At 66.7% G+C, this 24,268-nt stretch carries 21 protein-coding genes; 10 read left to right on the plus strand and 11 right to left on the minus strand.

Annotated features, from left to right (window positions below; genetic code table 11):
• Positions 1-2: 2 nt before the first annotated feature.
• On the plus strand, positions 3-578 hold the full coding sequence (locus tag QXZ94_RS26250; protein ID WP_315723284.1) for a Smr/MutS family protein: 576 nt from the start codon (positions 3-5) through the stop codon (positions 576-578).
• 3 nt (positions 579-581) lie between these two features.
• On the opposite strand, the gene QXZ94_RS26255 is transcribed toward QXZ94_RS26250, so the two are convergent.
• The 5 genes from QXZ94_RS26255 to hslV form a co-directional block, all read right to left on the minus strand.
• Positions 582-1,703 carry a hypothetical protein gene (locus tag QXZ94_RS26255; RefSeq protein WP_315723286.1) on the minus strand — a complete coding sequence of 374 codons (1,122 nt, stop codon included), beginning with the start codon at positions 1,701-1,703 and terminating at the stop codon, positions 582-584.
• Positions 1,704-1,922: 219 nt separating this feature from the next.
• Complete coding sequence (gene hslU, locus QXZ94_RS26260) at positions 1,923-3,227, minus strand: ATP-dependent protease ATPase subunit HslU (RefSeq protein WP_315723288.1); 1,305 nt, start codon at positions 3,225-3,227, stop codon at positions 1,923-1,925.
• A 6-nt stretch (positions 3,228-3,233) separates the two neighbouring features.
• Positions 3,234-3,746, minus strand: coding sequence for a GNAT family N-acetyltransferase (locus QXZ94_RS26265; RefSeq protein WP_315723290.1), 513 nt, complete (start codon positions 3,744-3,746; stop codon positions 3,234-3,236).
• Positions 3,747-3,758: 12 nt separating this feature from the next.
• The gene (locus QXZ94_RS26270; protein ID WP_315723293.1) at positions 3,759-4,358 is read right to left on the minus strand and encodes a DUF2585 domain-containing protein; all 600 of its coding nucleotides are present in this window, start codon (positions 4,356-4,358) and stop codon (positions 3,759-3,761) included.
• Between the two features lie 3 nt (positions 4,359-4,361).
• Positions 4,362-4,922, minus strand: coding sequence for an ATP-dependent protease subunit HslV (gene hslV, locus QXZ94_RS26275; protein WP_006612664.1), 561 nt, complete (start codon positions 4,920-4,922; stop codon positions 4,362-4,364).
• Positions 4,923-5,120: 198 nt separating this feature from the next.
• On the opposite strand from hslV, the gene hisB reads away from it, so the two are divergent.
• From hisB to coaA, 7 genes are all read left to right on the plus strand, one after another.
• Complete coding sequence (gene hisB, locus QXZ94_RS26280) at positions 5,121-5,714, plus strand: imidazoleglycerol-phosphate dehydratase HisB (RefSeq protein ID WP_315723295.1); 594 nt, start codon at positions 5,121-5,123, stop codon at positions 5,712-5,714.
• 25 nt (positions 5,715-5,739) lie between these two features.
• Complete coding sequence (locus QXZ94_RS26285; protein WP_315723297.1) at positions 5,740-6,264, plus strand: DUF2628 domain-containing protein; 525 nt, start codon at positions 5,740-5,742, stop codon at positions 6,262-6,264.
• Positions 6,261-6,911 (plus strand): imidazole glycerol phosphate synthase subunit HisH, encoded by a 651-nt coding sequence (gene hisH / locus QXZ94_RS26290; protein WP_009031378.1) that lies wholly within the window; start codon positions 6,261-6,263, stop codon positions 6,909-6,911. Before QXZ94_RS26285 ends, hisH begins: the two co-directional genes overlap by 4 nt.
• A gap of 59 nt (positions 6,912-6,970) precedes the next feature.
• Positions 6,971-7,705, plus strand: coding sequence for a 1-(5-phosphoribosyl)-5-[(5-phosphoribosylamino)methylideneamino]imidazole-4-carboxamide isomerase (hisA, locus tag QXZ94_RS26295; protein ID WP_315723302.1), 735 nt, complete (start codon positions 6,971-6,973; stop codon positions 7,703-7,705).
• Between the two features lie 11 nt (positions 7,706-7,716).
• Complete coding sequence (gene hisF, locus QXZ94_RS26300; protein ID WP_315723304.1) at positions 7,717-8,493, plus strand: imidazole glycerol phosphate synthase subunit HisF; 777 nt, start codon at positions 7,717-7,719, stop codon at positions 8,491-8,493.
• A 78-nt stretch (positions 8,494-8,571) separates the two neighbouring features.
• The gene (locus tag QXZ94_RS26305; RefSeq protein ID WP_315723306.1) at positions 8,572-8,895 is read left to right on the plus strand and encodes a phosphoribosyl-ATP diphosphatase; all 324 of its coding nucleotides are present in this window, start codon (positions 8,572-8,574) and stop codon (positions 8,893-8,895) included.
• 33 nt (positions 8,896-8,928) lie between these two features.
• A complete protein-coding gene (coaA, locus tag QXZ94_RS26310) occupies positions 8,929-9,885 on the plus strand; it encodes a type I pantothenate kinase (RefSeq protein WP_315723308.1) in 957 nt (318 codons plus the stop codon).
• A 519-nt stretch (positions 9,886-10,404) separates the two neighbouring features.
• Here coaA and QXZ94_RS26315 read toward each other — a convergent pair.
• The 3 genes from QXZ94_RS26315 to QXZ94_RS26325 form a co-directional block, all read right to left on the minus strand.
• Positions 10,405-12,645 (minus strand): PAS domain-containing hybrid sensor histidine kinase/response regulator, encoded by a 2,241-nt coding sequence (locus QXZ94_RS26315; RefSeq protein ID WP_315723310.1) that lies wholly within the window; start codon positions 12,643-12,645, stop codon positions 10,405-10,407.
• A gap of 136 nt (positions 12,646-12,781) precedes the next feature.
• Positions 12,782-13,261 carry a hypothetical protein gene (locus QXZ94_RS26320; protein ID WP_315723312.1) on the minus strand — a complete coding sequence of 160 codons (480 nt, stop codon included), beginning with the start codon at positions 13,259-13,261 and terminating at the stop codon, positions 12,782-12,784.
• A gap of 101 nt (positions 13,262-13,362) precedes the next feature.
• Complete coding sequence (locus QXZ94_RS26325; protein ID WP_315723314.1) at positions 13,363-14,901, minus strand: YifB family Mg chelatase-like AAA ATPase; 1,539 nt, start codon at positions 14,899-14,901, stop codon at positions 13,363-13,365.
• A 228-nt stretch (positions 14,902-15,129) separates the two neighbouring features.
• Here QXZ94_RS26325 and QXZ94_RS26330 point away from each other — a divergent pair, with 228 nt between their 5' ends.
• The gene (locus tag QXZ94_RS26330; RefSeq protein ID WP_172132611.1) at positions 15,130-16,215 is read left to right on the plus strand and encodes a DUF2336 domain-containing protein; all 1,086 of its coding nucleotides are present in this window, start codon (positions 15,130-15,132) and stop codon (positions 16,213-16,215) included.
• Between the two features lie 16 nt (positions 16,216-16,231).
• On the opposite strand, the gene QXZ94_RS26335 is transcribed toward QXZ94_RS26330, so the two are convergent.
• The 3 genes from QXZ94_RS26335 to QXZ94_RS26345 form a co-directional block, all read right to left on the minus strand.
• Positions 16,232-16,999: an outer membrane lipoprotein carrier protein LolA gene (locus tag QXZ94_RS26335; protein WP_315726535.1), complete on the minus strand. Its 768-nt coding sequence runs from the start codon at positions 16,997-16,999 to the stop codon at positions 16,232-16,234.
• A gap of 176 nt (positions 17,000-17,175) precedes the next feature.
• On the minus strand, positions 17,176-19,650 hold the full coding sequence (locus tag QXZ94_RS26340) for a DNA translocase FtsK (RefSeq protein WP_315723317.1): 2,475 nt from the start codon (positions 19,648-19,650) through the stop codon (positions 17,176-17,178).
• Positions 19,651-19,661: 11 nt separating this feature from the next.
• Positions 19,662-20,876: an aminotransferase class I/II-fold pyridoxal phosphate-dependent enzyme gene (locus tag QXZ94_RS26345; RefSeq protein WP_315723319.1), complete on the minus strand. Its 1,215-nt coding sequence runs from the start codon at positions 20,874-20,876 to the stop codon at positions 19,662-19,664.
• Between the two features lie 886 nt (positions 20,877-21,762).
• Between QXZ94_RS26345 and bamA the strand changes: the two genes are divergently transcribed.
• Entirely contained in the window at positions 21,763-24,267 is a 2,505-nt protein-coding gene (bamA, locus tag QXZ94_RS26350; protein ID WP_315723321.1) for an outer membrane protein assembly factor BamA, read from the plus strand.
• Position 24,268 lies beyond the last annotated feature (1 nt).

The raw sequence follows: 24,268 nt of genomic DNA on the forward strand, positions 1-24,268 counted from the left end.
CCATGTCACATGATCCCGAGCCGCCGCGCGGCCGTCGCAAGCGCGGCCTCTCCGAGGACGAGCGGGCGCTGTGGGAGACGGTCGCCCGCCAGGTCAAGCCGCTGCGCAAGACGCCGCGTCCGCTGCGGCTCCACCCGCCAATGGCAACGGCCGAGCCGCAGGCCGACAAAGCGATGACGACGCCGCGACCGGTCGCGCCCGTTGTCATCCCCAAGCCGGTCAGGCCGGCGATCCCGCCGCTGGTGTCGCTCGGGCGGAAGGAGCGCTCGAAACTGTCGCGCGGGCGCAGCGAGATCGATGCGCGGCTCGACCTGCACGGCATGACCCAAAGCCGAGCGCACCAGGCGCTGCATCACTTCCTGCATCGTGCCCAGCATGACGGTCTCACCTTCGTGCTCGTCATCACCGGCAAGGGCACCATCGGCGCCGATCCCGAGCGTGGCGTGCTCCGGCGCCAAGTGCCGCATTGGCTCAGCCTGCCCGAATTCCGCACGCTGATCGTTGGTTTCGAGGAAGCCCATGTCGGCCACGGCGGCGCCGGTGCGCTCTATGTGCGCATTCGCCGTCCGCGCGGTTGAGGCTCAGAACGGCCGGATGATGCCGACGCGCGGGATAGCGGTGACGATCCAGCCGAGGATCGTGGTCTTGCGATCGTCACCATCAATCAGGGCCACCGGCTTCGCGGCCGGCAGCGTCTTCACCGCATGCAGCACCAGGATCATGCAGACCACCCAGCTCGAGATCCAGCGCGAATAGTCGAACACCATCGCGAACATCACGAGATAGGCGAGGCTGATGACGATCAGCGCGGCGACGACGATCCGGCGATGGTGCCGCTCTTCGAGCGCGCCGATGAGATCTCTGAAAGTGCGCCACAGCGGCAGATGCAGCCAGAGCAGCAGCGCATAGACGGGCATGCCGAGCAGGTTCGACGGCATCCGGGCCCAGGTGTCCTGCACCTCCTTGGCGAGCGGCTGGTACCAGACATAAGCGAACTGCAGCAGCTCGGTGCGCGACGAATCGACCATGCGCGTCTGCAGGTAGCGTACGAAGTCGGCCTCGGCCATCGGCATGGTACCGGCGAACTGCGCTGCCAGGAACAACGCGCCCAGACCTATCAGTGCGGCCGTACCGACCGCGAGGTCGAGCCGCGTGACGGTGCGCGGCAAGTAGTAGCGCAACACGACGATGGCGGCGATGGTCGGTACATACATCAAAAGATGGATGTGGTGGATCAGCACCAGCACCGCGGAGATGATTGCCGCAAGCAGAACGTAACTCAGTGAGCTCGCCGGCACCAGCAGCAGGATGATCGCGCCAAGGCAGCCATAGATGTCGAAATGACCGAGCGCGAACAGGAAATTCTTGAACACGAACGGCGAGCCGGCGGTGAGCACGAACAATGGCAGCTGCGCGTGGTCGAAGCCGAAGGCGCGTCGGAACAGCTGCACGAACAGAGCGAACGTGATCAACCAGACGAGGCCGGCCAGCGCGAACACCAGCCAGACCGGCACCTTCGCGGTGAACAGGCCGACGACGGCGCCGATCAGCGCGCGCTTGATGAAGCCGTGGTGATAGTCGACCAGCAGGTGGATGTAGGGGATGTAGGGCGGCAGCGTGAGCTTGTGCAGGAGCACGCCGAGCATCACGGCGGCGTTGACGGCGAGCATCAGCCGCCAGTGTCTCGCATATGCGCCGATCATGCCGCGGCCGATCGAATGACGATGTTGCCACGGCTGCTGCCACACCCACCAGTGTCGTCCCGGCCTTGAGCCGGGACCGATAGCCACCGCTGTCTGTGGTGAGGCAGGGCTGGAGCCGCCATCTTCAGCTACTATCAGCTTCGGTGTTTCTGGGTCCCGGCTCAAGGCCGGGACGACGGCGGAGTCTGAGGCGAGGTCGAGGCTAACACTGACGACCGCTTACAAGATGAACCGGCTCAGATCCGCATTCTTGGCGAGGTCGCCGATATGCTGCTGCACATAGGCGGCGTCGACGCGCATGGTTTCGCCGGTGCGGTCGGAGGCGGTGAAGGAGATGTCGTCGAGCACGCGCTCCATCACGGTCTGCAGGCGGCGGGCGCCGATGTTCTCGACCGTCGAGTTCACCGCCACCGCGATGTCGGCGAGCGCATCGATCGCATCGTCGGTGATGTCGAGCGTCACGCCTTCGGTCTTCATCAGCGCGACATATTGCTTGATCAGCGACGCCTCCGGCTCGGTCAGGATGCGGCGCATGTCGTCGCGCGTCAGCGCCTGCAGCTCGACACGGATCGGCAGGCGACCCTGCAATTCCGGCAAGAGGTCCGACGGCTTGGCAATGTGGAAGGCGCCGGATGCAATGAACAGGATGTGGTCGGTCTTCACCGCGCCGTGCTTGGTCGAGACGGTGGTGCCTTCGATCAGCGGCAGCAGGTCGCGCTGCACGCCCTCGCGGGAGACGTCGCCGCCATGGCGGTTCTCGCGCACGCAGATCTTGTCGATCTCGTCGAGGAACACGATGCCGTTGTTCTCGACCACGCTGATCGCCTCCTGCACCAGCTGGTCGCTGTCGAGCAGCTTGTCCGATTCCTCCGCGATCAGGAGGTCGTGCGAAGCCTCGACCGTGACCCGCCGCGTCTTGGTGCGGCCGCCGAGCTTGCCGAAAATGTCGCCGATCGAGATCGCGCCCATCTGCGCGCCCGGCATGCCCGGGATTTCGAACATCGGCATGCCGCCGCCGGACGACTGCGTCTCGATCTCGATTTCCTTGTCGTTCAGCTCGCCGGCGCGCAGCTTGCGGCGGAACGAGTCGCGGGTCGCAGCGCTCGAATTGGCGCCGACGAGCGCATCGAGCACGCGCTCCTCGGCGGCCAACTGTGCGCGGGCGGCGACGTCCTTGCGCTTGCGCTCGCGCACCTGGTGGATCGCGACCTCGACGAGATCGCGGATGATCTGCTCGACGTCGCGGCCGACATAGCCGACCTCGGTGAATTTCGTGGCTTCCACCTTGAGGAACGGCGCGCCCGCGAGCTTGGCCAGCCGCCGCGCGATCTCCGTCTTGCCGACGCCGGTCGGGCCGATCATCAGGATGTTCTTCGGCAGCACCTCCTCGCGCAGGCCCGTATCGAGCTGCAGCCGCCGCCAGCGGTTGCGAAGGGCGATGGAGACCGCGCGCTTGGCGTCGGCCTGGCCGACGATGAAGCGGTCGAGTTCGGAGACGATTTCGCGAGGGGAAAAGTCGGTCATGGGGCTCTAGCTAGGCTCGGATGGGCGGCGAGGCAAGTCGGCGGGATCGCAGGACATCAGCAGCGCGGGACCATCGGGCGTGTCGACCAGACGCTCGCGCCGGAATCCCGCCTTTTCATAGGCGCGAATGGCGCGCGCATGGGTCGGCGACGGGTCGGTCACCACGCGCGGGACGCCGCGCTGAAACATCAGGCCACAAAAGGTCCTGAGGGCGAGCGGACCATGACCGCGCCCGATGCGCTCGTGGCCGGCGATGAACAGATCGATGCCACGGGTGCCGTCCGGCTGGGGCCCGAAGCCGTCGTTCCACGCGGTGAGGGCGTAGCACTGCAGGTAGCCGGCCGCTTCCCCTTCCATCAGTATGATGTACTGACCCATGGCCGGCTCGGCGCGGTCGCCATCGATCAAAGCATACTGCTCGTCCGGATCGCCCCACCATTCCCGGATATGAGGCTGCTGCAGCCAGTCGCGGATGGCGGGCAGGTCGCCTTCGGTCATCGGACGAAAGCCAAGGTTCATGACGCCCTGCCCTCACAGCAGCGGCGGTCCGGCCTGCCATTGCCGGATCGCCTCGGTCGGATAGACCAGCATCAGGATGTTGAGCGTCAGGTTGTCGCGAATGTGCAACCCGACGCCGATCTCGAACACGATCGCGATCAGCACGGTCAGCCAGACCGGCAGCACCCGCGCCAGCAAAAAGCCGGTCATCATGGCCAGCGTGTCGCCGACGGAGTTCACGATGCTGTCGCCGAAATAGTCCAGCGAGATCGTGGCGGCGCGATAGCGCTCGATGATGAGACTGGAGTTCTCGACCAGCTCCCAGGCGCCCTCGATCAGCATAGAAATGATCAGCCGGCCCTGCCACGGCAGCCGCGGCACGAGCAGCGCCGTCAGCGCGTAGAACAGGAAGCCATGGATGACGTGCGAGAACGTGTACCAGTCGGCGAGATGCTGGGAGTTCTCTGAGCTCTGCACCACGCCATGCCACAGCTTGACGGTGCCGCAGGCGCAGATCGGCAGCCGCCCCATCGCGAACAGGATCGCGGCCTGTAAAGCCAGCAACGTAAGCACCAGCCCGAGCCACAGCCCGGGCGACCGGCGGGACGCGATGCTGATCCCGTCCGCGGTCATCGTCTACTCGGCCGACAGCGCTTCGATGGTGATGTTGCGGTTGGTGTAGACGCAGATGTCGGCGGCGATGTCGAGCGACTTGCGCACGATGCTCTCGGCGTCCTTGTCGGTGTCGATCAGCGCCCGCGCCGCCGCCAGCGCATAATTGCCGCCTGAGCCGATCGCCATCACGCCCGCCTCCGGCTCCAGCACGTCGCCGGTCCCTGTCAGAACCAGCGAGACCTCCTTGTCGGCGACGATCATCATCGCCTCCAGCCGGCGCAGATAGCGGTCGGTCCGCCAGTCCTTGGCGAGCTCGACGGCCGCCCGGGTCAGCTGCCCCGGATATTGCTCCAGCTTGCTCTCCAGCCGCTCGAACAGGGTAAACGCATCCGCCGTGGCACCGGCAAAGCCGCCGATCACGTCGCCCTTGCCGAGCTTGCGCACCTTGCGGGCGTTGGACTTGATCACGGTCTGGCCGATCGAGACCTGGCCGTCGCCACCCACGACCACCCTGCCCCCCTTGCGGACGGTCAGGATCGTAGTGCCGTGCCAGACGGTGGGCTCATGGGAAGATGCGTGCATGGAAAGTCCCTGGGGTTGATGGCCTGATTTAGGCGCTCAGGGCCCGGGATACAATTACCGCGTCCCTGCCCTGCCCGCGCCGGGCCTTGAAATCCGCTCACCATGGTCCGAGATCAGGCTCAGGGAGCGCCATCCCGCAGTAGCTAAGGTGTCATCCGCCTGATAAAAGGGCCGCGTTTTCAAGGGAAAGCTGACCCCATGCGTAGCGCGACCATCAAGCGCAAGACCAAAGAGACCAACATCGAGGTGTCCGTGAACCTCGACGGCACCGGCGCCGTGAACATTGCGACCGGTATCGGCTTCTTCGATCACATGCTGGATCTGCTCGCCCGCCATTCCCGCATCGACATGACCGTCAAGGCGGTCGGCGACCTGCATATCGATTTCCACCACACCACCGAGGATGTCGGCATCGCCCTCGGCCAGGCCGTGCGCCAGGCGCTCGGCGACATGGCCGGCATCACCCGCTACGCCTCGATCCACATGCCGATGGACGAGACGCTGACCCGTGTCGTCATCGACGTCTCGGGCCGGCCGATGCTGGTGTTCCGCACGACCTTCGCCCGCGACAAGATCGGCGAGTTCGACACCGAGCTGGTGCGCGAATGGTTCAATGCGTTCGCGATGAACGCCGGCATCACCCTGCATGTCGAGACGCTGTACGGCGAGAACGCCCATCATATCGCCGAATCCTGCTTCAAGGGTCTGGCGCGGGCGTTGCGCGCAGCGCTCGCGATCGACCCGCGCAACAAGGGCGAAGTGCCATCCACCAAGGGTCAGCTCGGCGGCTGACCGCCTCCCCCAAGGGATTATCGACATGCCCGTCTATACGATCCACGCTCCCCTCGCCGCCGGGGCCGATCTGCGTTCGACGGATCGCTTCGTGTTCATCCGCGACGGCTTCCATTTCTGGGCCGCCGTGCTCGGCGCCGTCTGGCTGGCTTGGCACCGTCTGTGGCTCGCGATGCTCGGCTGGATCGCGCTGATGATCGTCGTCGACGTTCTGCTGGTCCGGATCGGGATCGGCGGCGGCACGATTACGCTGGTCGATCTGCTGCTCGCGGTCCTGCTCGGGCTCGAAGCCTCCAGCCTCAAGCGCTGGAGCTACTCGCGCGGCAAATGGCGCCAGCTCGATGTCGTCGTGGCCGACGATCTCGACGCCGCCGAGCGCCGCTTCTTCGAGCGCTGGGCCGCAAGGCGCAGCGATCTCGGTTACGACAACTACACCGTTGATCGCGGCGCCGCACCGCCGACGCGTGACAATGGCAATGGACAGCATCCGCCGCCGCTGCCCCATGCTAGCATCATTGGCTTGTTCCCCGAACCCGGAGGTGGACGATGAGCGTCGCAATCATCGATTACGGCTCCGGCAATCTGCATTCCGCCGCGAAAGCGTTCGAGCGCGCCGCGCGCAGCATGGAAGATCCGCAGAAGGTCGTGGTGACCCGTGATCCCGACACGGTGTATCGCGCCGACCGCATCGTGCTGCCCGGCGTCGGCGCCTTCGCCGATTGTCGCCGCGGCCTCGACGCCGTCGACGGCATGCTGGAGGCGATGACTGAGGCCGTGCGCCACAAGGCGCGGCCGTTCTTCGGTATCTGCGTCGGCATGCAGCTGATGGCGACGCGCGGCAAGGAGCACGTCACCACCGACGGCTTCGATTGGGTCTCCGGCGACGTCGAGAAGATCACGCCGCGCGACGAGAGCCTGAAGATCCCGCACATGGGCTGGAACACGCTCGACGTGTTGCAGGAACATCCGGTGCTGGAGAAGCTGCCGCTCGGGCCGAACGGGCTGCACGCTTATTTCGTGCACTCCTATCACCTCAATGCCGTCAACGAGAACGAGGTGTTGGCGCGCGCCGATTACGGTGGGCCGATCACCGCCATCGTGGGCAAGGACACTGCCATCGGTACGCAATTCCATCCCGAGAAGAGCCAGCGGTTCGGTCTCGCCTTGATTTCCAACTTCCTGAAATGGAAGCCGTGAGCGCCGTCTCCTGTTCGCCTGAAGAGGCGGGCAGGGCGCACTCTTGAGAGACACCAGATATGATTCTGTTTCCTGCCATCGATCTGAAGAACGGCCAGTGCGTGCGCCTGGAGCAAGGCGACATGGCGCGCGCCACCGTGTTCAACCTCGATCCCGCCGCCCAGGCCAAGAGCTTCGCCGCCCAGGGCTTTGAATATCTCCACGTCGTCGATCTCGACGGCGCCTTCGCCGGCAAGCCGATGAATGCGCAGGCGGTCGAGGCGATGCTGAAAGTCGTGAAGATGCCGGTGCAGCTCGGCGGCGGCATCCGCGATTTCAAGACGGTCGAGGCCTGGCTCGGCAAGGGCATCACCCGTGTCATCATCGGCACTGCCGCGGTGCGCGACCCCGAGCTGGTGAAGACGGCCGCGAAGGCTTTTCCCGGTCGCGTCGCCGTCGGCCTCGATGCGCGCGACGGCAAGGTCGCGGTGGAAGGCTGGGCCGAGACGTCCGAAGTTACTGCACTCGATATCGCCAAGCGGTTCGAGGACGCCGGCGTCGCGGCGATCATCTTCACCGACATCGCGCGCGATGGTTTGCTGAAGGGTTTGAATCTCGACGCCACGATCGCGCTCGGCGACGCCATCTCGATCCCCGTGATCGCCTCCGGCGGCCTCGCCTCGATCGACGACGTCAAGGCGATGCTCACATCACGCGCCAAGAAGCTCGAAGGCGCCATCGCCGGCCGCGCGCTGTATGACGGGCGGCTCGATCCGGCTGAGGCGCTGGCGCTGATCCGCGCGGCGCGCGGGTAGGGGAGAACAGCATGTTCAAGGTCCGCGTCATTCCCTGCCTCGACGTCAAGGACGGACGGGTCGTCAAGGGCGTCAACTTCGTCAATCTGCGCGACGCCGGTGATCCGGTGGAGGCGGCGATCGCCTACGACGCCGCCGGCGCCGACGAGCTCTGCTTCCTCGACATCACCGCGACCCATGAGAACCGCGGCATCATGCTCGACGTCGTCCGGCGGACCGCGGAAGCCTGCTTCATGCCGGTCACGGTCGGCGGCGGCGTGCGCACCATCGACGATATCAAGACATTGCTGCGCTCCGGCGCCGACAAGGTCTCGATCAACTCGGCCGCGGTGGCGCGGCGCGAGTTCGTCAAGGAGGCGGCCGAGAAGTTCGGCGAGCAGTGCATCGTGGTGGCGATCGACGCCAAGTCGGTGCCACGGGCGGGGGGCGGGTCGCGCTGGGAGATCTTCACCCATGGCGGCCGCAAGACGACCGGCATCGATGCGATCGAATATGCCCAGGAAGTGGTTTCTCTCGGCGCCGGCGAAATCCTGCTGACCTCGATGGACCGCGACGGCACAAGGCAGGGGTTCGACCTGCCGCTGACGCGGGCGGTGGCCGACAGCGTGCCCGTCCCGGTGATTGCCTCCGGCGGCGTCGGCAATCTCGATCATCTGGTCGACGGCATCCGGCAGGGCAGGGCGACCGCGGTGCTCGCCGCCTCGATCTTCCATTTCGGGGAATTTACCATCCGGCAGGCCAAGGAGCACATGGTGCGCCAGGGCCTGCCGATGCGGCTCGATCCCTGACGACATTGCGCCGCAAAAATGTTAGATGAACGCGGATCCGGCCGCATTGGGCGGATCCTGCGTTCCGAGTCCTGGCTGATGTCCCGCTTCACGCTTCACGATCTGGCTGCCATCATCGACGCGCGCGCCGCGGCCGATGGTGAGACGTCCTATACGCGCAAGCTGCTCGACAAGGGTCCGGCGCAATGCGCCAAGAAGATGGGCGAGGAGGCGGTCGAGACGGTCATCGCCGCCGTCGGCACCGACCGCGAGCATCTGATCTCCGAAAGCGCCGATCTGCTGTTTCATTTGTTGGTGCTTTTGAAGTCGCGCGACGTCCGGCTCGAGGAGGTCGAGGCGGCGCTCGGCAAGCGGACCGGTCAATCGGGGCTGGAAGAAAAGGCGTCGCGCAAGACGGAGTAGGGCGCGACGGCGGGGGAAACGAAGGGCAGCGTCATGGATATGCGCACCACCGAACAACAATATAATCCGTACCGCGTCTTCACCCGCCAGCAATGGGCCGAGTTGCGCAACGATACGCCGATGACCTTGGAGCCCGGCGAGTTCTCGAAACTGCGCTCGATGCACGACCGCCTCGATCTGCAGGAGGTCGAGGACATCTACCTGCCGCTGTCGCGCTTGCTGTCGATGTATGTCGATGCGGCGCAGCGGCTGTACTACGCGCAACGCCAGTTCCTCGGCATCCGCGACCGCAAGATGCCCTACATCATCGGCGTCGCCGGCTCGGTGTCGGTCGGCAAGTCCACCACCGCGCGCGTGCTGCAGGCGCTGCTGACGCGCTGGTCGCCGCGGCCCAAGGTCGACCTCATCACCACCGACGGTTTTCTGTTTCCGAACGCAGTGCTCGAACGGCAGGGCCTGATGCAGAAGAAGGGCTTTCCGGAGAGCTACGACAAGGCACGGCTGCTCGCCTTCCTCTCCGACATCAAGGCCGGCCGCCATCCCGTGCGTGCGCCGGTCTATTCGCATCTCAGCTACGACATCGTGCCCAATCAGTGGACCGAGATCGATCAGCCGGACATCCTGATCGTCGAGGGCGTCAACGTGCTGCAGACCGGGCCGCTGCCGCGTGACGGCAAGGCGGTGCCCGTGGTGTCGGACTTCTTCGATTTCTCGGTCTACATCGACGCCGACGAGGCGGTGCTGCGCAAATGGTACGTGAAGCGCTTCCTGTCCTTGCGCGACACCGCATTCCACGATCCGCGTTCCTACTTCAACCGCTACGCGCTGTTGTCGGACGAAGAGGCCATCGCGACGGCGATCGCGATCTGGGAGCGCACCAACCTCGCCAATCTCGAAGACAACATCCTGCCGACACGCCCCCGCGCGACCTTGATCCTGAAGAAGGGCGCGGACCACGAGATCGAGACGGTGGCGCTGCGGCGGTTGTGAGTTCGCCGTGTAGCTGCACAAATTTCGCGACTTGTCGCGGGCCGAATAGTCTCTCCGTCATTCCGGGGCGCGCGAAGCGCTAGCCCGGAATCCATAACCACAATCGGTCATGTGAACCGAGCTGCTCGTGGCCAAGGTCTTCAACAAAGAGCGGCCTGTGGCTATGGATTCCGAGCTCATTCGCGCTGCTTCAAAATGGCTGCGCCATTTTGCGCGCGAATGCCCCGGAATGACCCGGGGAGAGAGCTTGCCTTGCGTATGCCCACTTACTGCCCGGCTTATTAGGCTTGCGCGGTGCAACCTCTCCCCGCCCTTTTGCGGGGAGAGGTCGGATTGCGCAGCAATCCGGGTGAGGGGCATGGCACATACGCTGCCTAGTTCGCGGTCTCTCGGACGAGCAGGGCGGCTCTGAGCGGCAGATAATTGGCACCACCCGTGTGGTTGCCCCTCACCCCGACCCTCTCCCCGTGAAGGACGGGGAGAGGGAGCCCAGGCACCGCCCGTGCTACAAACTCATCACTACGCCGCCACCTGCCGCGCCGCGGCCAGATTGGCCAGTGCCTCGTCCAGCTTGTCGCGGTCGATCGGCTTGACCAGGAAGCCGTCCATGCCCGCCTCGAAGCAGGCATAGCGATCCTCGACCAGCGTGTTCGCCGTGAGCGCCAGGATCGGCGTGCGGCGGCCGGGCTCACTGGCCTCGAGCGCCCGAATGCGCTTGGCGGCAGCGATACCGTCGAGCTTGGGCATCTGCACATCCATCAGGATCAGGTCGTAAGGCGTGCCGGCCGAACGTGCCGCGAGCCAGGAATCGAGCGCGGCCTCGCCATGCACGGCGATGTCGGCATGATGCCCGAGCTTGGTCAGCAGCGAGCGCATCAGCAGCGCATTGATGTCGTTGTCCTCGGCCACGAGAATCGACAGGCCCGCGCCGGCGCGCGCCGCAATCGGCGGCGCGATCATCGGAACGGGATCGTCGATCAGCGCCGAGGCGGCGCCATCGGCGTCAAATCCGACACGCGCCGCAAGCGATGCGGCGCGCAGCGGTTTCACCAGATAGAAGTTGAACGGCGCAGTCGGCGCCAGCTCGTGGCGGCTCACCGGCGTCACCAGGACGATCAGTCGCGTCGTATGACGCTGCGCCGTCATGCCGAGGCCGCGCGCCGTCTCGCTGCCGATGGCATCATCCACCAGCACGGCGTGCCAGGCCCGCTCGGGCAGCAGCGCCTCGGCGACCTCGGTCTCGGCGACGAGACAGGTCTGCGCGCCCCAGTTCTGCAGGCGCCGCTCGATCAGCTCGGCCTGCAGGCCGGGCGGCGCGATCAGCATGATCGACTGTCCGGTCAGGTCGGGCCCGCGAAAACTGTTCTGCTCGCCGCGCTCCAGCGCCGCCGGCAGCGGCACGGAAACCTCGAAGGTCGAGCCGGCGCCGAGCTCGCTCTGCAGGCTGATCCGGCCCCCCATCCGCTTGACGATGCGGTCGGAGATCGCCAGCCCAAGGCCAGTGCCGCCGAAGCTGCGCGCGACGCTGTCGTCGGCCTGCTCGAACTCGCGGAAGATGCGCTCCTGTGCCTCGGCGGCGATGCCGATGCCGGTGTCGCGCACCTGGAAGCTGATCTCGTTCGGCCAGATGCCGGGCTCGGCGATGACAGCGACGCCGCCATTGCTCGTGAACTTGATCGCATTGCCGGCCAGATTGAGCAGCACCTGGCGCAGCCGCGCGGCATCGCCGGTCACCCAGGTCGGCAGCCGCTCATCCATGTAGGCCGCGATTTCCAGCTGCTTGGCCTGCGCGCGCGGCGCCAACAGCTCGGTGATCTCCTCGATCAGCGCGGCAAGCGAGAACGGCTGCGCCTCCAGCGCCAGCTTGCCGGCCTCGATCTTGGAATAGTCGAGCAGCTCGTCGATCAGCGACATCAGCGCTTCGCCTGATGTGCGCACCGCCTTGGCGTAGGTCGTCTGCTCCGGCGTCAGCTGCGTCTCCAGCAGCAGCCCGCTCATGCCGAGGATGCCGTTGAGAGGCGTGCGGATCTCGTGGCTCGCCATCGCCAGGAAACGCGACTTGGCGCGGTTGGCCGCATTGGCCTGATCGCGGGCGTCGGCGAGCGCGCGCTCGGTCTCCGTGCGGTCGGTGACGTCACGGCCGACACATTGCAGCACGGCGGGGTGTCCGGCGTCGGAGCGCACCAGCGCCTCGCGCCAGGCGATCCAGCGCGGCCCGATCGCGCTCTCGATGCGCTGGTCGTGCACGCGCGTTCCGCTGGGCTCCAGCGCGCTGTCGCCCTGCTCGATCAGCGCGAAGGCGAAGCGGCTGCCGACCAGGTTCTCGCGATCGAGACCGGCCATCTGGCAATAGGCGTCGTTGACGAAGATGATGCTGCCGTCCTGCTCGCGCATCACGATGAGGTCACCCTGCTGCTCGAACAGATTGCGCGCGCGCTGCTCGGCCTCCTGCAGCTCCCAGTTCCGGTCGGCCAGCACCTCGTTGTGGAGCGCGATCTTCTGAAGCTTCTTCGCGACGAAGCGCAGCCGCATGCTCAGCGTGGCCAGGCCGACGCAGGCAAGCGCGAACAGGAAGCTGGCGCCGATCGCAAAGGTGTGCGGATTGTAGCCGGAATTCTCGGAGATGCTGGCCTTGATGAAGCCGTAGGCGCCGCCGAAGCCGGCGGAGAAGATCATCAGGGAGCGCAGGATCGCGACGATGGTGCGATGACGGCGCATGAACCGGCGCAGGCGCAGCCTGATGCGAAAAAACGGTCCCATGTCCATCTCCCCCGGTGCCGTCGATCCCATGTCGTGGCCGACCCGCACCATGCGGCGTCGGTATTGCCGAGACTTTGAAAGGTCATGCAGGCCCGACCTGGCGCTGCAGAGATGGTGAACCGGGCGTTAGCCCGGCTCACAGAACCGGGTTGGCCGGCGACGATGCGTGGCCACGGGCCGCGACGATCAGCGCGGCGGCCTCTCTTGCCGTGGTGCGGCTGGAGCGGACGTAGATGCGATAGTCGAAATCGCCGTCGGCCGCGGCGTCGACGCTGAGATAGATGCGCGGCGCACCCGCAAGCGGATCGGCGGCGATCGCCACGAGCTGCGTTGCGGCGCTGATGCGGCAGCCCCGATCCTCCCGCGCGGGAGCATCGTCGACCACGACGAAATCCGCCGTCTCCGGACGCTCTGCCAGCGCCACGCGGACGGTCGCCAGCGCGGGATCGTCGGTGAAGTCGACATGGAGATCGGCGGGATAGGGCGCGGAGCCGAGCGAGACGGTGTCGGCACCGACGGCAATGCAGGGCTGCGGGGAGGGCGCCAATTCGAGCTTGGCAACAACCGCTGCCGCGATCAGCGGCACGGCCGACACGAAGACATTGAAACGCAACATGACACGCACCGACGCGGAAGGCCTGATGACGAAACGCGGGCCTTATGGTTGTCGGAGCGTAAAGAGAAGTCGTTACCAGAGTGTTGAAAAAGACGAGGCGTTCACGCCGCATGGCGATTGTCTTCCGCCAGCGCGCGATACGACAGCGCCTCCGCCAGATGCAGCCGGCCGATGGTGTCGACATGGTCCAGATCGGCCAAGGTGCGGGCGACACGCAGCACGCGGTGATATCCGCGCGCCGACAGGCGCATCGTCTCGGCGGCCTCGCGCAGCAGCTTCTGGCCCGGCGCATCGAGCTTGGCGATCTCGTCGAGCACGGCGGCGGGCGCCTCGGCGTTGGTCCTGATCTGCGGCAGGCCCGCTTTGACATAGCGGGCGCGCTGCAGGTCGCGCGCGGCGGCGACGCGGGCGGCGACCTCGGCGGAGCCTTCCTTCGACGGCGGCAGGATCAGGTCCGCGGCCGTGACGGCCGGCACCTCGATGCGCAGATCGATGCGGTCCATCAGCGGGCCGGAGATGCGCATCTGATAGTCCGACGTGCAGCGGTCGATGCGGCCGCGCTTGCAGGCATAGCCGGGCTCGAACGCCTTGCCGCAGCGGCACGGATTCATCGCGGCGACCAGCATGAAGCGGGCCGGGTAGGTGACGCGGTGGTTGGCGCGCGAGATCGAGACCTCGCCATTCTCCAGCGGCTGGCGCAGCGAATCCAATACGCGCGGATCGAACTCCGGCAGCTCGTCGAGAAACAGCACGCCCTGATGCGCCAGCGAGATCTCGCCGGGACGGGCGCGCAGGCCGCCGCCGGTCAGCGCCGCCATGCTGGCGGAATGATGCGGGCTGCGGAACGGCCGCCGGTTGGTCAGCGCGCCGCCTTCGATCTCGCCGGCGACCGAGGCGATCATCGACACTTCCAGCAGCTCGGCCGGCGACAGCGGCGGCAGGATCGACGGCAGCCGCGCCGCCAGCATCGACTTGCCGGCGCCGGGCGAGCCGATCATCAGCAGATGATGCCCGCCGGCGGCGGCGATCTCGAGCGCGCGCTTGCCGCTCTCCTGGCCCTTGATGTCGCGCAGGTCGAGCAGGCTGGCGGGTGCCTCCTGGATTTTCGGCTGCGGCCGCGACAGCACCTGCGTGCCCTTGAAGTGATTGGCGATCTGGATCAGTGACGTCGCCGCGATGATCTGCAGGTCGGGACTCGCCCACGCTGCCTCGGCGCCGCAGGCCGCCGGGCAGATCAGGCCTTCCTCGCGCGCATTGGCGCCGATGGCCGCCGGCAGCACGCCTGCCACCGGCGCGATCGAGCCGTCGAGCCCGAGCTCGCCGAGCACGGTGAAGCCACTGAGCGCATCCGGCGGAATCGCCCCGATCGCAGCCATCAGCCCGAGCGCGATCGGCAAATCGTAATGGCTGCCTTCCTTGGGCACGTCGGCCGGCGCCAGATTGACGGTGATCCGCCGCGCCGGCAGCGCGAGCCCCGAGGCGATCAGCGCCGAGCGCACCCGCTCGCGCGCCTCCGACACCGCCTTGTCCGGCAGCCCGACGATCGCGAATGCCGGCAGGCCGGGTGCAACCTGGACCTGCACGTCGACCGCGCGGGCCTCGATCCCCTCGAAGGCAACGGTGGAAACGCGCTGGACCATGATGCCCCTCCCGGCCGAGAGGCTAGCGGAAGCGGGCGATATCCGCAAGAACAATACGGGAACATAGGGGCCGCCTGGCGAGGCAATCCATTAACGACGGCCCCGTGCAGCCTCCTGCGGCCGCACTGAGCTTAACGCCCCTTTAGTCCGGCCTTCGCATTCTTTCGCAAAATGCTGATCGACCTGCGCCCGATCACAGCGACGGGTGCCGACAAGAAGAGATGTGTGATGCCCCCAGCGCCTTCGGCCGCTCCGGCCGCCAAGTCGCCCGCCGCCAAGTCGCCCGCCGTCGAGGCGCGGACGGTGTCCGAGCTCGCCACCGACATTCTGCGACGCACGACGAGCCTGTTCCTGGCCGGGCCGCGGCCGGCGCCCGCCGAGCAGCTCGATCTCTACGACCAGATGTTCGCCCGCCTGATGCCCCAGGTGGCGACCGACGTGCTGGCCGAGCTGAGCATGGCGCTGGCCGGCGTCGAGCGCGCGCCTTACGGCACCGCGCGGCTGCTGGCGGTTCATCCGGAGCTGCGTGTCGCCGGGCCGATGCTGGCGAAGGCCCAGGTGCTGACCGAGCGCGACCTTGCCGAGTTCATCAGGAGCTCGAGCCCGGCGCATCTCGTTGCGATCGCCGCCCGCCGGGGCATCGGCGACAGCCTCACGACGCAGCTGATCGCGCGCGGCTTTCCGCCGGTGCGCATGGCGCTGGCGCAAAACCTGACCGCGAAACTGTCCGAGGACGGCTATCGCAGCCTGTTCAAGATCGCCGAGCGCGACGAGGATCTCGCCGAGAAGCTGGCGCTGCGCAACGATCTGCCGGCCAAGCTGTCGCGCGCCTTTGTCGCCGCCGCGAGCGAGGGCGCCCGCACCCGCTTCATCAAGGCGGCGCCGCCCGCCACCCGCGCCACGCTGCAGGCTGCTCCGACACGCTCGGCCGGCGCGGCGATGCGCGCGATCTGGGATTACGAGCAGGTGAAGGCCGAGGTCGCCACGCTCAACCGCAGCGGCAAGCTCGGCGACTCCGCCGTCAACCGCTTCTGCGTGACCGGCGATTTCCCCGCGGTGATCGCGGCGCTGGCGCTGCTCTGCGTGGTCTCGATCGAGACGATCGAATCGCTGTTGCAGGAGGATCGCCTCACCGATCTGCTGCTCGCCTGCAAGGCGGCGCGGCTCAGCTGGGCGACCACGGCCATGATCCTGCGCGCCCGACCGAGCTGCGACGCGATCGCGGCCGACGATCTCGACGAGGCGCGCAAGCGCTTCGAGAAGCTCGCGCTGTCGGAAGCGCAGTGGAAGGTGCGCGGGCTCGAAGCCGGCTGAGCACGAAGCGGCTGCGTCAGCCCGGCGGCGTCGACGGGTAGGTCGTGAAGTCGATCTTGAACATCGCCGGATCGAGCTTCTTGGTGGTGTCGAGATTGTAGACGGCGACCGTCGTGTCGTAGCCCTGCGGATCGGTCACGGTCCACTGCTTGAGCTGGCCGTCCTTGGCGCCGAGCATCAGCATCAGCCGGCTGGTGCCGATCAGCGCCTGCTTCTCCTCGATCGTGATCGTGACGTAGAGATCGTCGGCGGCGACGGCGATCACGTTGGTGTCCTTCAGCAGGTCGATGCGGTCCGACAGCAGATAGCGCAACGGTGTCTGCGAGAGCGGATAGACGTCCTGGGTCGCCAGCTTGCGGTCGCGGACGACCAGCGACGAGCCGTCGGCCACGATGTCGATCGGCGTCGGCGGATCATATTCGAAGCGCACCTTGCCCGGCTTCTGGATGTAGAAATCGCCCTTGGTCTTGCTGCCGTCGGGGCCGACCTGGACGAAGTTCCCGACCAGCGTCTGCAGCGACGACAGATAGGCACTGACCTTGGCGGCCTGCGCCTTCTGGTTGGCGTCGAACGAGGTGAAGATGCTGGCCGGCACGTTGCGCCGCGGATCGGGAATGACCGGGTTGGGCGGCACGGTCTGGGTGGTCGTCTGACCGCCGCGCTGCTGCTCGGAGGCGCTGAGCTGGGAGCCGCTCTTCGCCGCGGATTTCGGGGCCGGCGTGGTCTGGGCGGTCGCGTGGCCGGCGACGCCGGTCAGGGCGCTGGCCGCAACGGCGCAGGCCATCAGCCGGGCGGACAGGCGGCGTCCGGGCGGAAGCGAAAAGGGGTTGTTCAACAAGGGGCTTTTCAAAACGACGTCCTGATTCTTACGCGTTTCTATCGTGGTTCGGTCGGTCAGCGTGATCGTAATTGCGTGAAGTTACGACCTGGAAACGGCAGATCTGGGACCAAAGGGCGCCGTCAGAACCCGCCTTCCTCCTCGGGCACCAGGATCTCGCGCTTGCCGGCGTGGTTGGCCTGGCCGACGATGCCTTCCTGTTCCATGCGCTCCATCAGCGAAGCGGCCTTGTTATAGCCGATCTGCAGCCGGCGCTGAATGTAGCTGGTGGAGGCCTTGCGGTCGCGTTTGACCACGGCGACCGCCTGGGAGAACAGGTCGTCGCCCCCGCCGCCGCCGCCCATGCCGGTGGCGTCGAACACCGCGCCGTCCTCCTCGCTCGGTTCCTCGGCGGTGACCGCCTCGAGATATTCCGGCGAGCCCTGCGCCTTGAGATGGCGCACCACCTTCTCGACCTCCTCGTCGGAGCAGAACGGGCCGTGCACGCGGCTGATGCGGCCGCCGCCGGCCATGTAGAGCATGTCGCCCTGGCCGAGCAGCTGCTCGGCGCCCATCTCGCCGAGAATGGTGCGGCTGTCGATCTTCGACGTCACCTGGAAGGAGATGCGGGTCGGGAAGTTCGCCTTGATGGTGCCGGTGATGACGTCGACCGACGGACGCTGCGTCGCCAGGATGACGTGCAGGCCGGCGGCGCGCGCCATCTGCGCGAGGCGCTGCACCGTGCCCTCGATGTCCTTGCCGGCGACCATCATCAGGTCGGCCATCTCGTCGACGATGATGACGATGTAGGGCAGGGGATCGAGGTCGAGCTTCTCCTCCTCGTAGATCGCCTTGCCGGTCTCCTTGTCGAAGCCGGTATGGACGGTGCGCGTCAGCTCCTCGCCCTTGTTGCGGGCTTCCGCGAGGCGCGCATTGTAGCCGTCGATGTTGCGCACGCCGAGCTTGGCCATCTTCTTGTAGCGCTCCTCCATCTCGCGCACCGCCCATTTCAGCGCGACGACGGCCTTCTTCGGGTCGGTCACGACGGGCGTCAGCAGATGGGGAATGCCGTCATAGACGGAGAGTTCGAGCATCTTCGGGTCGACCATGATCAGCCGGCACTGGTCGGGCCGCAGGCGATAGACCAGGCTGAGGATCATGGTGTTGATGGCGACCGACTTGCCCGAGCCGGTGGTGCCGGCGATCAGCATGTGCGGGGTGCGGGCGAGGTCGATGATGATGGATTCGCCGCCGATGTTCTTGCCGAGGCACAGCGGCAGCTTGGCGACGCTCTCGGTCGCCTCCTTGGCCACCAAGAGCTCGCGCAGATAGACCTTCTCGCGATGGACGTTGGGCAGCTCGATGCCGATGGCGTTGCGGCCGGGCACGACGGCGACGCGCGCCGACAGCGCGCTCATCGAGCGCGCGATGTCGTCGGCGAGGCCGATCACGCGCGACGACTTGATGCCGGGCGCCGGCTCCAGCTCGTACAGCGTGACGACCGGACCGGGATGCGCCTTGACGATCTCGCCGCGCACGCCGAAATCCTGCAGCACGCCTTCCAGCGCGCGCGAATTGGCCTCCAGCTCGCTCTTCGACAGCGGCTGGCGATCGGAGGATTTCGGCGCCGCCAGCATCGAGACCGACGGCAGGTCGTATTTGTCGTTGGACTTTTTGGCAGGAGTCTTCGGCGCCGGCTTCTTGCGCGACTTCGGAGCAGGCTCCTCCTCCTCTTCCTCCTCGTCTTCGCCGGCCTCTTCTTCCTCGCCCTCGTCTCCGTCCATCTCGGGCGCGAGCGTCGGCTTCTTCTGGCCGCGCGCCAGGCTCGGCTCCTGCCGGCCGGCCGCGGCCGTGCGCGGCTGCGGGCCGGAGGAGACCAGCGCGCGATAGGCCGTCGAGAGGAACCAGCCGATCTGCGCCTTGGCGCTCATGATGGCGTGGAACACCCAGCCCAGCCGGATGGCCTTGCGATCGTCGTCATCCTCGGGGTCGGACAGCGGCGTATCATCCTCCTCGTCGGCAAGCAGGCTCGGATCGGCGTCCTTCGCGCCCATGCCGCCCGCCACCAGCAGGCAGCCGATCATCGCGACGAGCAGGAGCGTGCCGAGCACCAGGCGGTAGATCAGGCCGGGCGGTCCGAACACCACGGCCGGCGCGCGTACCAGGGCATCGCCGACGACGCCGCCCAAACCGGTCGGCAGCGGCCAGGCATGCGAGCGCGGCCAGCAGCTGGCGAGGCCCGCGGCGATGACCGCGCCGAGCACCCAGGCGCCGAAGCGCAGCGCCTCGCGGTCGAACGGCCGGTGCGTCATCATCCGCCAGCCGCGGATCGCCAGCGGCAGGATCGCCATGATCGAGCCGAGGCCCAGGATCTGCATCAGCAGGTCGGCACTGATCGCGCCGGGATAGCCGACGATGTTGCGGATCGCGCGCGAGGTGGCGTGGGACAGGCTCGGGTCCTGCACCGACCAGGTCATCAGTGCCGCGGCGGCAACGCCGCACAGCGCGATCAGACAGAGGCCGGCGAGCTCGCGCAGCCGCCGCACCAGCGCCTCGCGCAGCGAGGTCGGCAGATGGTTGACCAGGGGAATGACTCGTTCGATCGCCGGCATCCGCATCAGCCCCGCGATTACCCCAACGTCTCGACCAGCCGGTGCAGCGCCTCGCCGGTCGAGGCGGCGTCAGCGACCAGCGCCAGCCGGATATAGCCGACGCCCGGATTGAAGCCGTTGGGTTGCAACCGCGCCAGATAGCTGCCGGGCACCACGCGCACGCCAGCGTCGCGATACAGCCTGACCGTCACCTCCGCGTCACCGCCGCGATCGGCGACGTCGAGCCAGACGCAGAAGCCGCCATCGGGTCTCCTGTAGCCGTAGCGGTTGCCGATGATCTGGTCGGCGAGATCGAACTTGGCGCGGTACAGCCGCCGGTTCTCCTCGACGTGATCCTCGTCCGCATAGGCGGCAACCGCGACGTGCTGCAGCGGCACCGGCACCTGCGGCGCGGCGACGTTGCGCAGCTCATGGAAGGCGGCGAGAAACTTGCGGTCGCCGGCGGCGAAGCCGATCCGCATGCCCGGCACGTTGGAGCGCTTCGACAGCGACTGGAACGCGACGACGTTGCTGTAGTCGGGCCCGGCATGCTCGAGCATGCTGCCGGGCGCCGCCTTCGTGTAGATCTCCGAATAGCATTCGTCGCTGAAGATCAGGAAGCCAAAGCGGTTGGCGAGCCGGACCAGCTTGCGCATGTAGTCCGCTGATGCCACGGATCCCTGCGGGTTCGCCGGCGTGGCGATGTAGAACGCGACCGTGCGCGCCAAGGTCGCCTCGTCGATCGCGTCGAGGTCCGGCAGGAAGCCGTTGTCGCGCGTCGTCGGCAGATAGACGGAGTCGCAGCCGGCGGTGCGGGCGCCGACGCCATACACCGGATAGAACGGGTTCGGCATCAGGATCGCGGGCTTGCCGCGGCGCGGGCCGACATGACGAAGCGCGGCATGCGCGGCGAAGAACAGGCCCTCGCGGCTGCCGTTCAGCACCAGGATTTCATGCTCGGGATCGACCGCGCGCGGCAGCGCGAAGCGGCGCGCCAGCCAGCCGGCCGCCGCCTTGCGAAACGGCTCGATGCCCTTGGCCGCCGGATAGCGGCCGAAGTCGGCGATGTGCTGCGCCAGCACCGGGCCGACGAAATCCGGCACCGGATGCTGCGGCTCGCCGACGGCGAGCGTGATCATCGGCTTGCCCGGCTGGTAGGGGGCGAGCAGCTCGTTCAGCCGCGCAAACGGCGAGCGTTCGCTCTCCGAATGGCTGGCGCCAGCGGGCGCGGGGGATGAAGCGGTCATTGCCATACGTAAAACGCGCGCCAAACCAGTGGAAGCCGCCGATCGCCCATGAACCGGTGCCGTTGCGGTCACCATAGGTGGGGCGAGGTTAAGACGCGATTAACCATCGGCGCTGCCGCCCGTTTTGATCGCTTTTCCTCGCCCGATCCAGAGGCAATTTCGCAACAGCGGCGGACATTGTGGTGATTCGGGCGCCGGCGGAGGGAACCGGTCGGGCGTCGGATAGGCCGGCAGCCGCGAGCGCGCTCTCCGATACAGCGCCCTCTCCCCTTGTGGGAGAGGGCATCAACGGCTTTTCCGCGCACGCGCTTGGGTGAGGGGTCTCTCTCCGCGCGCGCCACTCGTGGAGAGAAACCCCTCACCTAACCGAGCCTGCCGCACCCTCGTACATGCCCTCTCCCACACGGGGAGAGGGCGCATCTGCTGGCATCGCGTCAACTCGAAAAACGGGCGGCCCGGTGCGCCGGAATAAGCATGGGAATCTGCGCGCACCGGGCCTTGGCCGAACTACTTGGGGGCTTAGTTCGGATGCTCACCAGTTAGCACGATCGTTTTTCCGGCGTATTGCCGGTGTTCGTCATTTTGTAGAATTTGATGTCGGAAGACGTCCCGTGCTGCGCGGCCCGGCCGATTTCTTAACGGAGATGTCCACGCCGGCTGTGGCTTCCCGGTGCCAGTGAGAATGCCGCACTTCAGTATGGGCGGATAGCTGCGGGCCCCTCGCTGCGCTGTTAGTTTGTCTGACCGGAAATACTTCGTCACACCCGGCATCAATCGACATTTCGCGAAACGAGATTGGCGCATCTCGACCATCTTTGACGGGCATCACCGATTCCCGTGGGCGTGCCGACAGGTGCGGCGCGCCGGAGACTTCCATTTCGAAAGAGCGTCGATGATGCGTCTGAGACTGCCGGGCGTGCTTGCCCTGATGTTGCTGGCCATGCCCGTTTCGTCGCTGCCCGATAGGGCGGTGGCGGCGCCCGCCGTGGCTGCGAGCTCGATCACCGTCGAGGGCAACAGGCGCATCGAGGCCGACACCATCCGCTCCTACTTCAAGCCGGGAGCTGCCGGCACGCTCGACGCCGGCCAGGTCGATGACGGGCTCAAGGCGCTGGTCGGGACCGGGCTGTTCGCAGACGTGAAGATCGAGCAGCAGGGCGGCCGGCTGATCGTCCGCGTGGTCGAGAACCCCGTGATCGGCCGCGTCGCCTTCGAGGGCAACAAGAAGGTCAAGGACGAGCAGCTCACGGCCGAAGTGCAGTCGAAGCCGCGCGGCACGCTGTCGCGCCCGATGGTGCAGTCCGATGCGCAGCGCATCGCCGAGATCTACCGCCGCTCCGGCCGCTACGACGTGCGCGTCACGCCCGAGATCATCGAGCAGCCCAACAACCGTGTCGACCTCGTCTTCACCGTGGAAGAGGGCGCCAAGACCGGCGTCAAGTCGATCACCTTCGTCGGCAACAACGCCTATTCGGCGGCGCGGCTGCGCGACGTGATCAAGACGCACGAATCGAACTGGCTGAGCTTCCTCGGCAACAACGACATCTATGATCCCGATCGCGTCGAGGCCGATCGCGACCTGATCCGCCGCTTCTACCTGAAGAACGGCTATGCCGACGTCCAGGTCGTGGCCGCGCTGACCGAGTACGATCCGGAGAAGAAGGGTTTCCTGGTCACGTTCCAGATCGAGGAAGGCCAGCAATATCGCGTCGGCTCGGTGCAGTTCCAGTCCAGCGTCGCGGCCCTCGACGGCAACACGCTGCGGGGCTATTCGCGCGTCAGTGTCGGTGCGCTGTACAACGTCGAGCAGCTCGAGAAATCGGTCGAGGAGATGCAGATCGAGGCCTCGCGCCGCGGCTTCGCCTTCGCGGTCGTGCGTCCGCGCGGCGATCGCAACATGGACGCGCACACCGTGGCGATCGTGTTCTCCGTCGACGAGGGGCCGCGCAGCTATATCGAGCGCATCGTGATCCGCGGCAACACCCGTACCCGCGACTACGTCATCCGCCGCGAGTTCGATCTCTCCGAGGGCGATGCCTATAATCGGGCGCTGGTCGACCGCGCCGAGCGGCGGCTGAAGAACCTCGACTTCTTCAAGGACGTGAAGATCTCGGCGGAGCCGGGCTCGTCCAGCGACCGCGTCATCCTGGTGGTCAACCTCGAGGAAAAATCCACCGGCGACTTCTCGATCTCCGGCGGCTATTCGACCACCGACGGTGCACTCGCCGAGGTGTCGATCTCCGAGCGCAATTTCCTCGGCCGCGGTCTCTATGCCAAGGCGGCCGTCACCTACGGGCAATATACCCGCGGCGTGTCGCTGTCCTTCGTCGAACCCTATCTGCTCGATTACCGCATCGCGCTCGGTCTCGACGTCTCCTATCGCCAGCAACTCGCCAACAGCTACACCAGCTACGGCACGCGCACCGTCGGCTTCAGCCCGCGGCTCGGCTTCCAGCTGCGCGAGGACCTGTCGTTGCAGCTGCGCTACTCGCTGTACCGGCAGGAGATCACGCTGCCGTCCTACCTCGCGAACTGCAACAACAACTCGGCCAACGGGCTGCTCGCCTTCAACCCGACGCCGGCCTATATCCAGAGCGTGCTCGGCGGCGTGGATCCGACCAATTCGACCAGCTCCGGTGTCTACGGCTATGGCTGCTACGGCGACGGCGAGTCGAGCCTGGCGGTCCGCAAGGAGCTGAACGACGGCGCGGCGCTCACCTCGGCGCTCGGCTACACCTTGACCTACAACACGCTCGACAACACCAAGAACCCGACCGACGGTCTCTTGATCGACTGGCGCCAGGACTTTGCCGGCGTCGGCGGCAATGTCAGCTATCTGAAGTCGGCGGTGGACGCGAAGTACTTCACGCCGCTGGTGGCCGATATCGTCAGCGTCATCCATCTCCAGGGTGGCGTGCTGAACAAGATCGGCGACAAGGACCTGCGCATGCTCGACCACTACCAGATGGGTCCGACCTTGGTGCGCGGCTTCGCCTCCAACGGCATCGGCCCGCGCGACATCACCTATCGCAGCTTCGGCGTCACCGGCGACGCGCTCGGCGGCACCAAATATTGGGGCGCCTCGGCCGAGCTGCAGATGCCGTTCTGGTTCCTGCCCAAGGAAGTCGGCCTGAAGGGCTCGGTCTACGCCGATGCCGGCTCGCTGTGGGGCTACCAGGGCCCGACCTCCTGGGCCGCGACTGGCGAGGTCAATACGTCGACCTGCAAATGCGCGATGCAGTATGACGACAGCAAGGTCGTCCGCTCCTCCGTCGGCGTCGGCCTGATCTGGGCCTCCCCGTTCGGCCCGCTCCGCTTCGACTACGCGGTGCCGCTGTCCAAGGGCAAATACGACGTCGTGCAGGAGTTCCGGTTCGGCGGCGGCACGTCGTTCTGAG

It is taken from the genome of Bradyrhizobium sp. SZCCHNS2022, from assembly GCF_032377575.1.
GTDB classification, from domain to species: Bacteria; Pseudomonadota; Alphaproteobacteria; order Rhizobiales; family Xanthobacteraceae; genus Bradyrhizobium; species Bradyrhizobium aeschynomenes.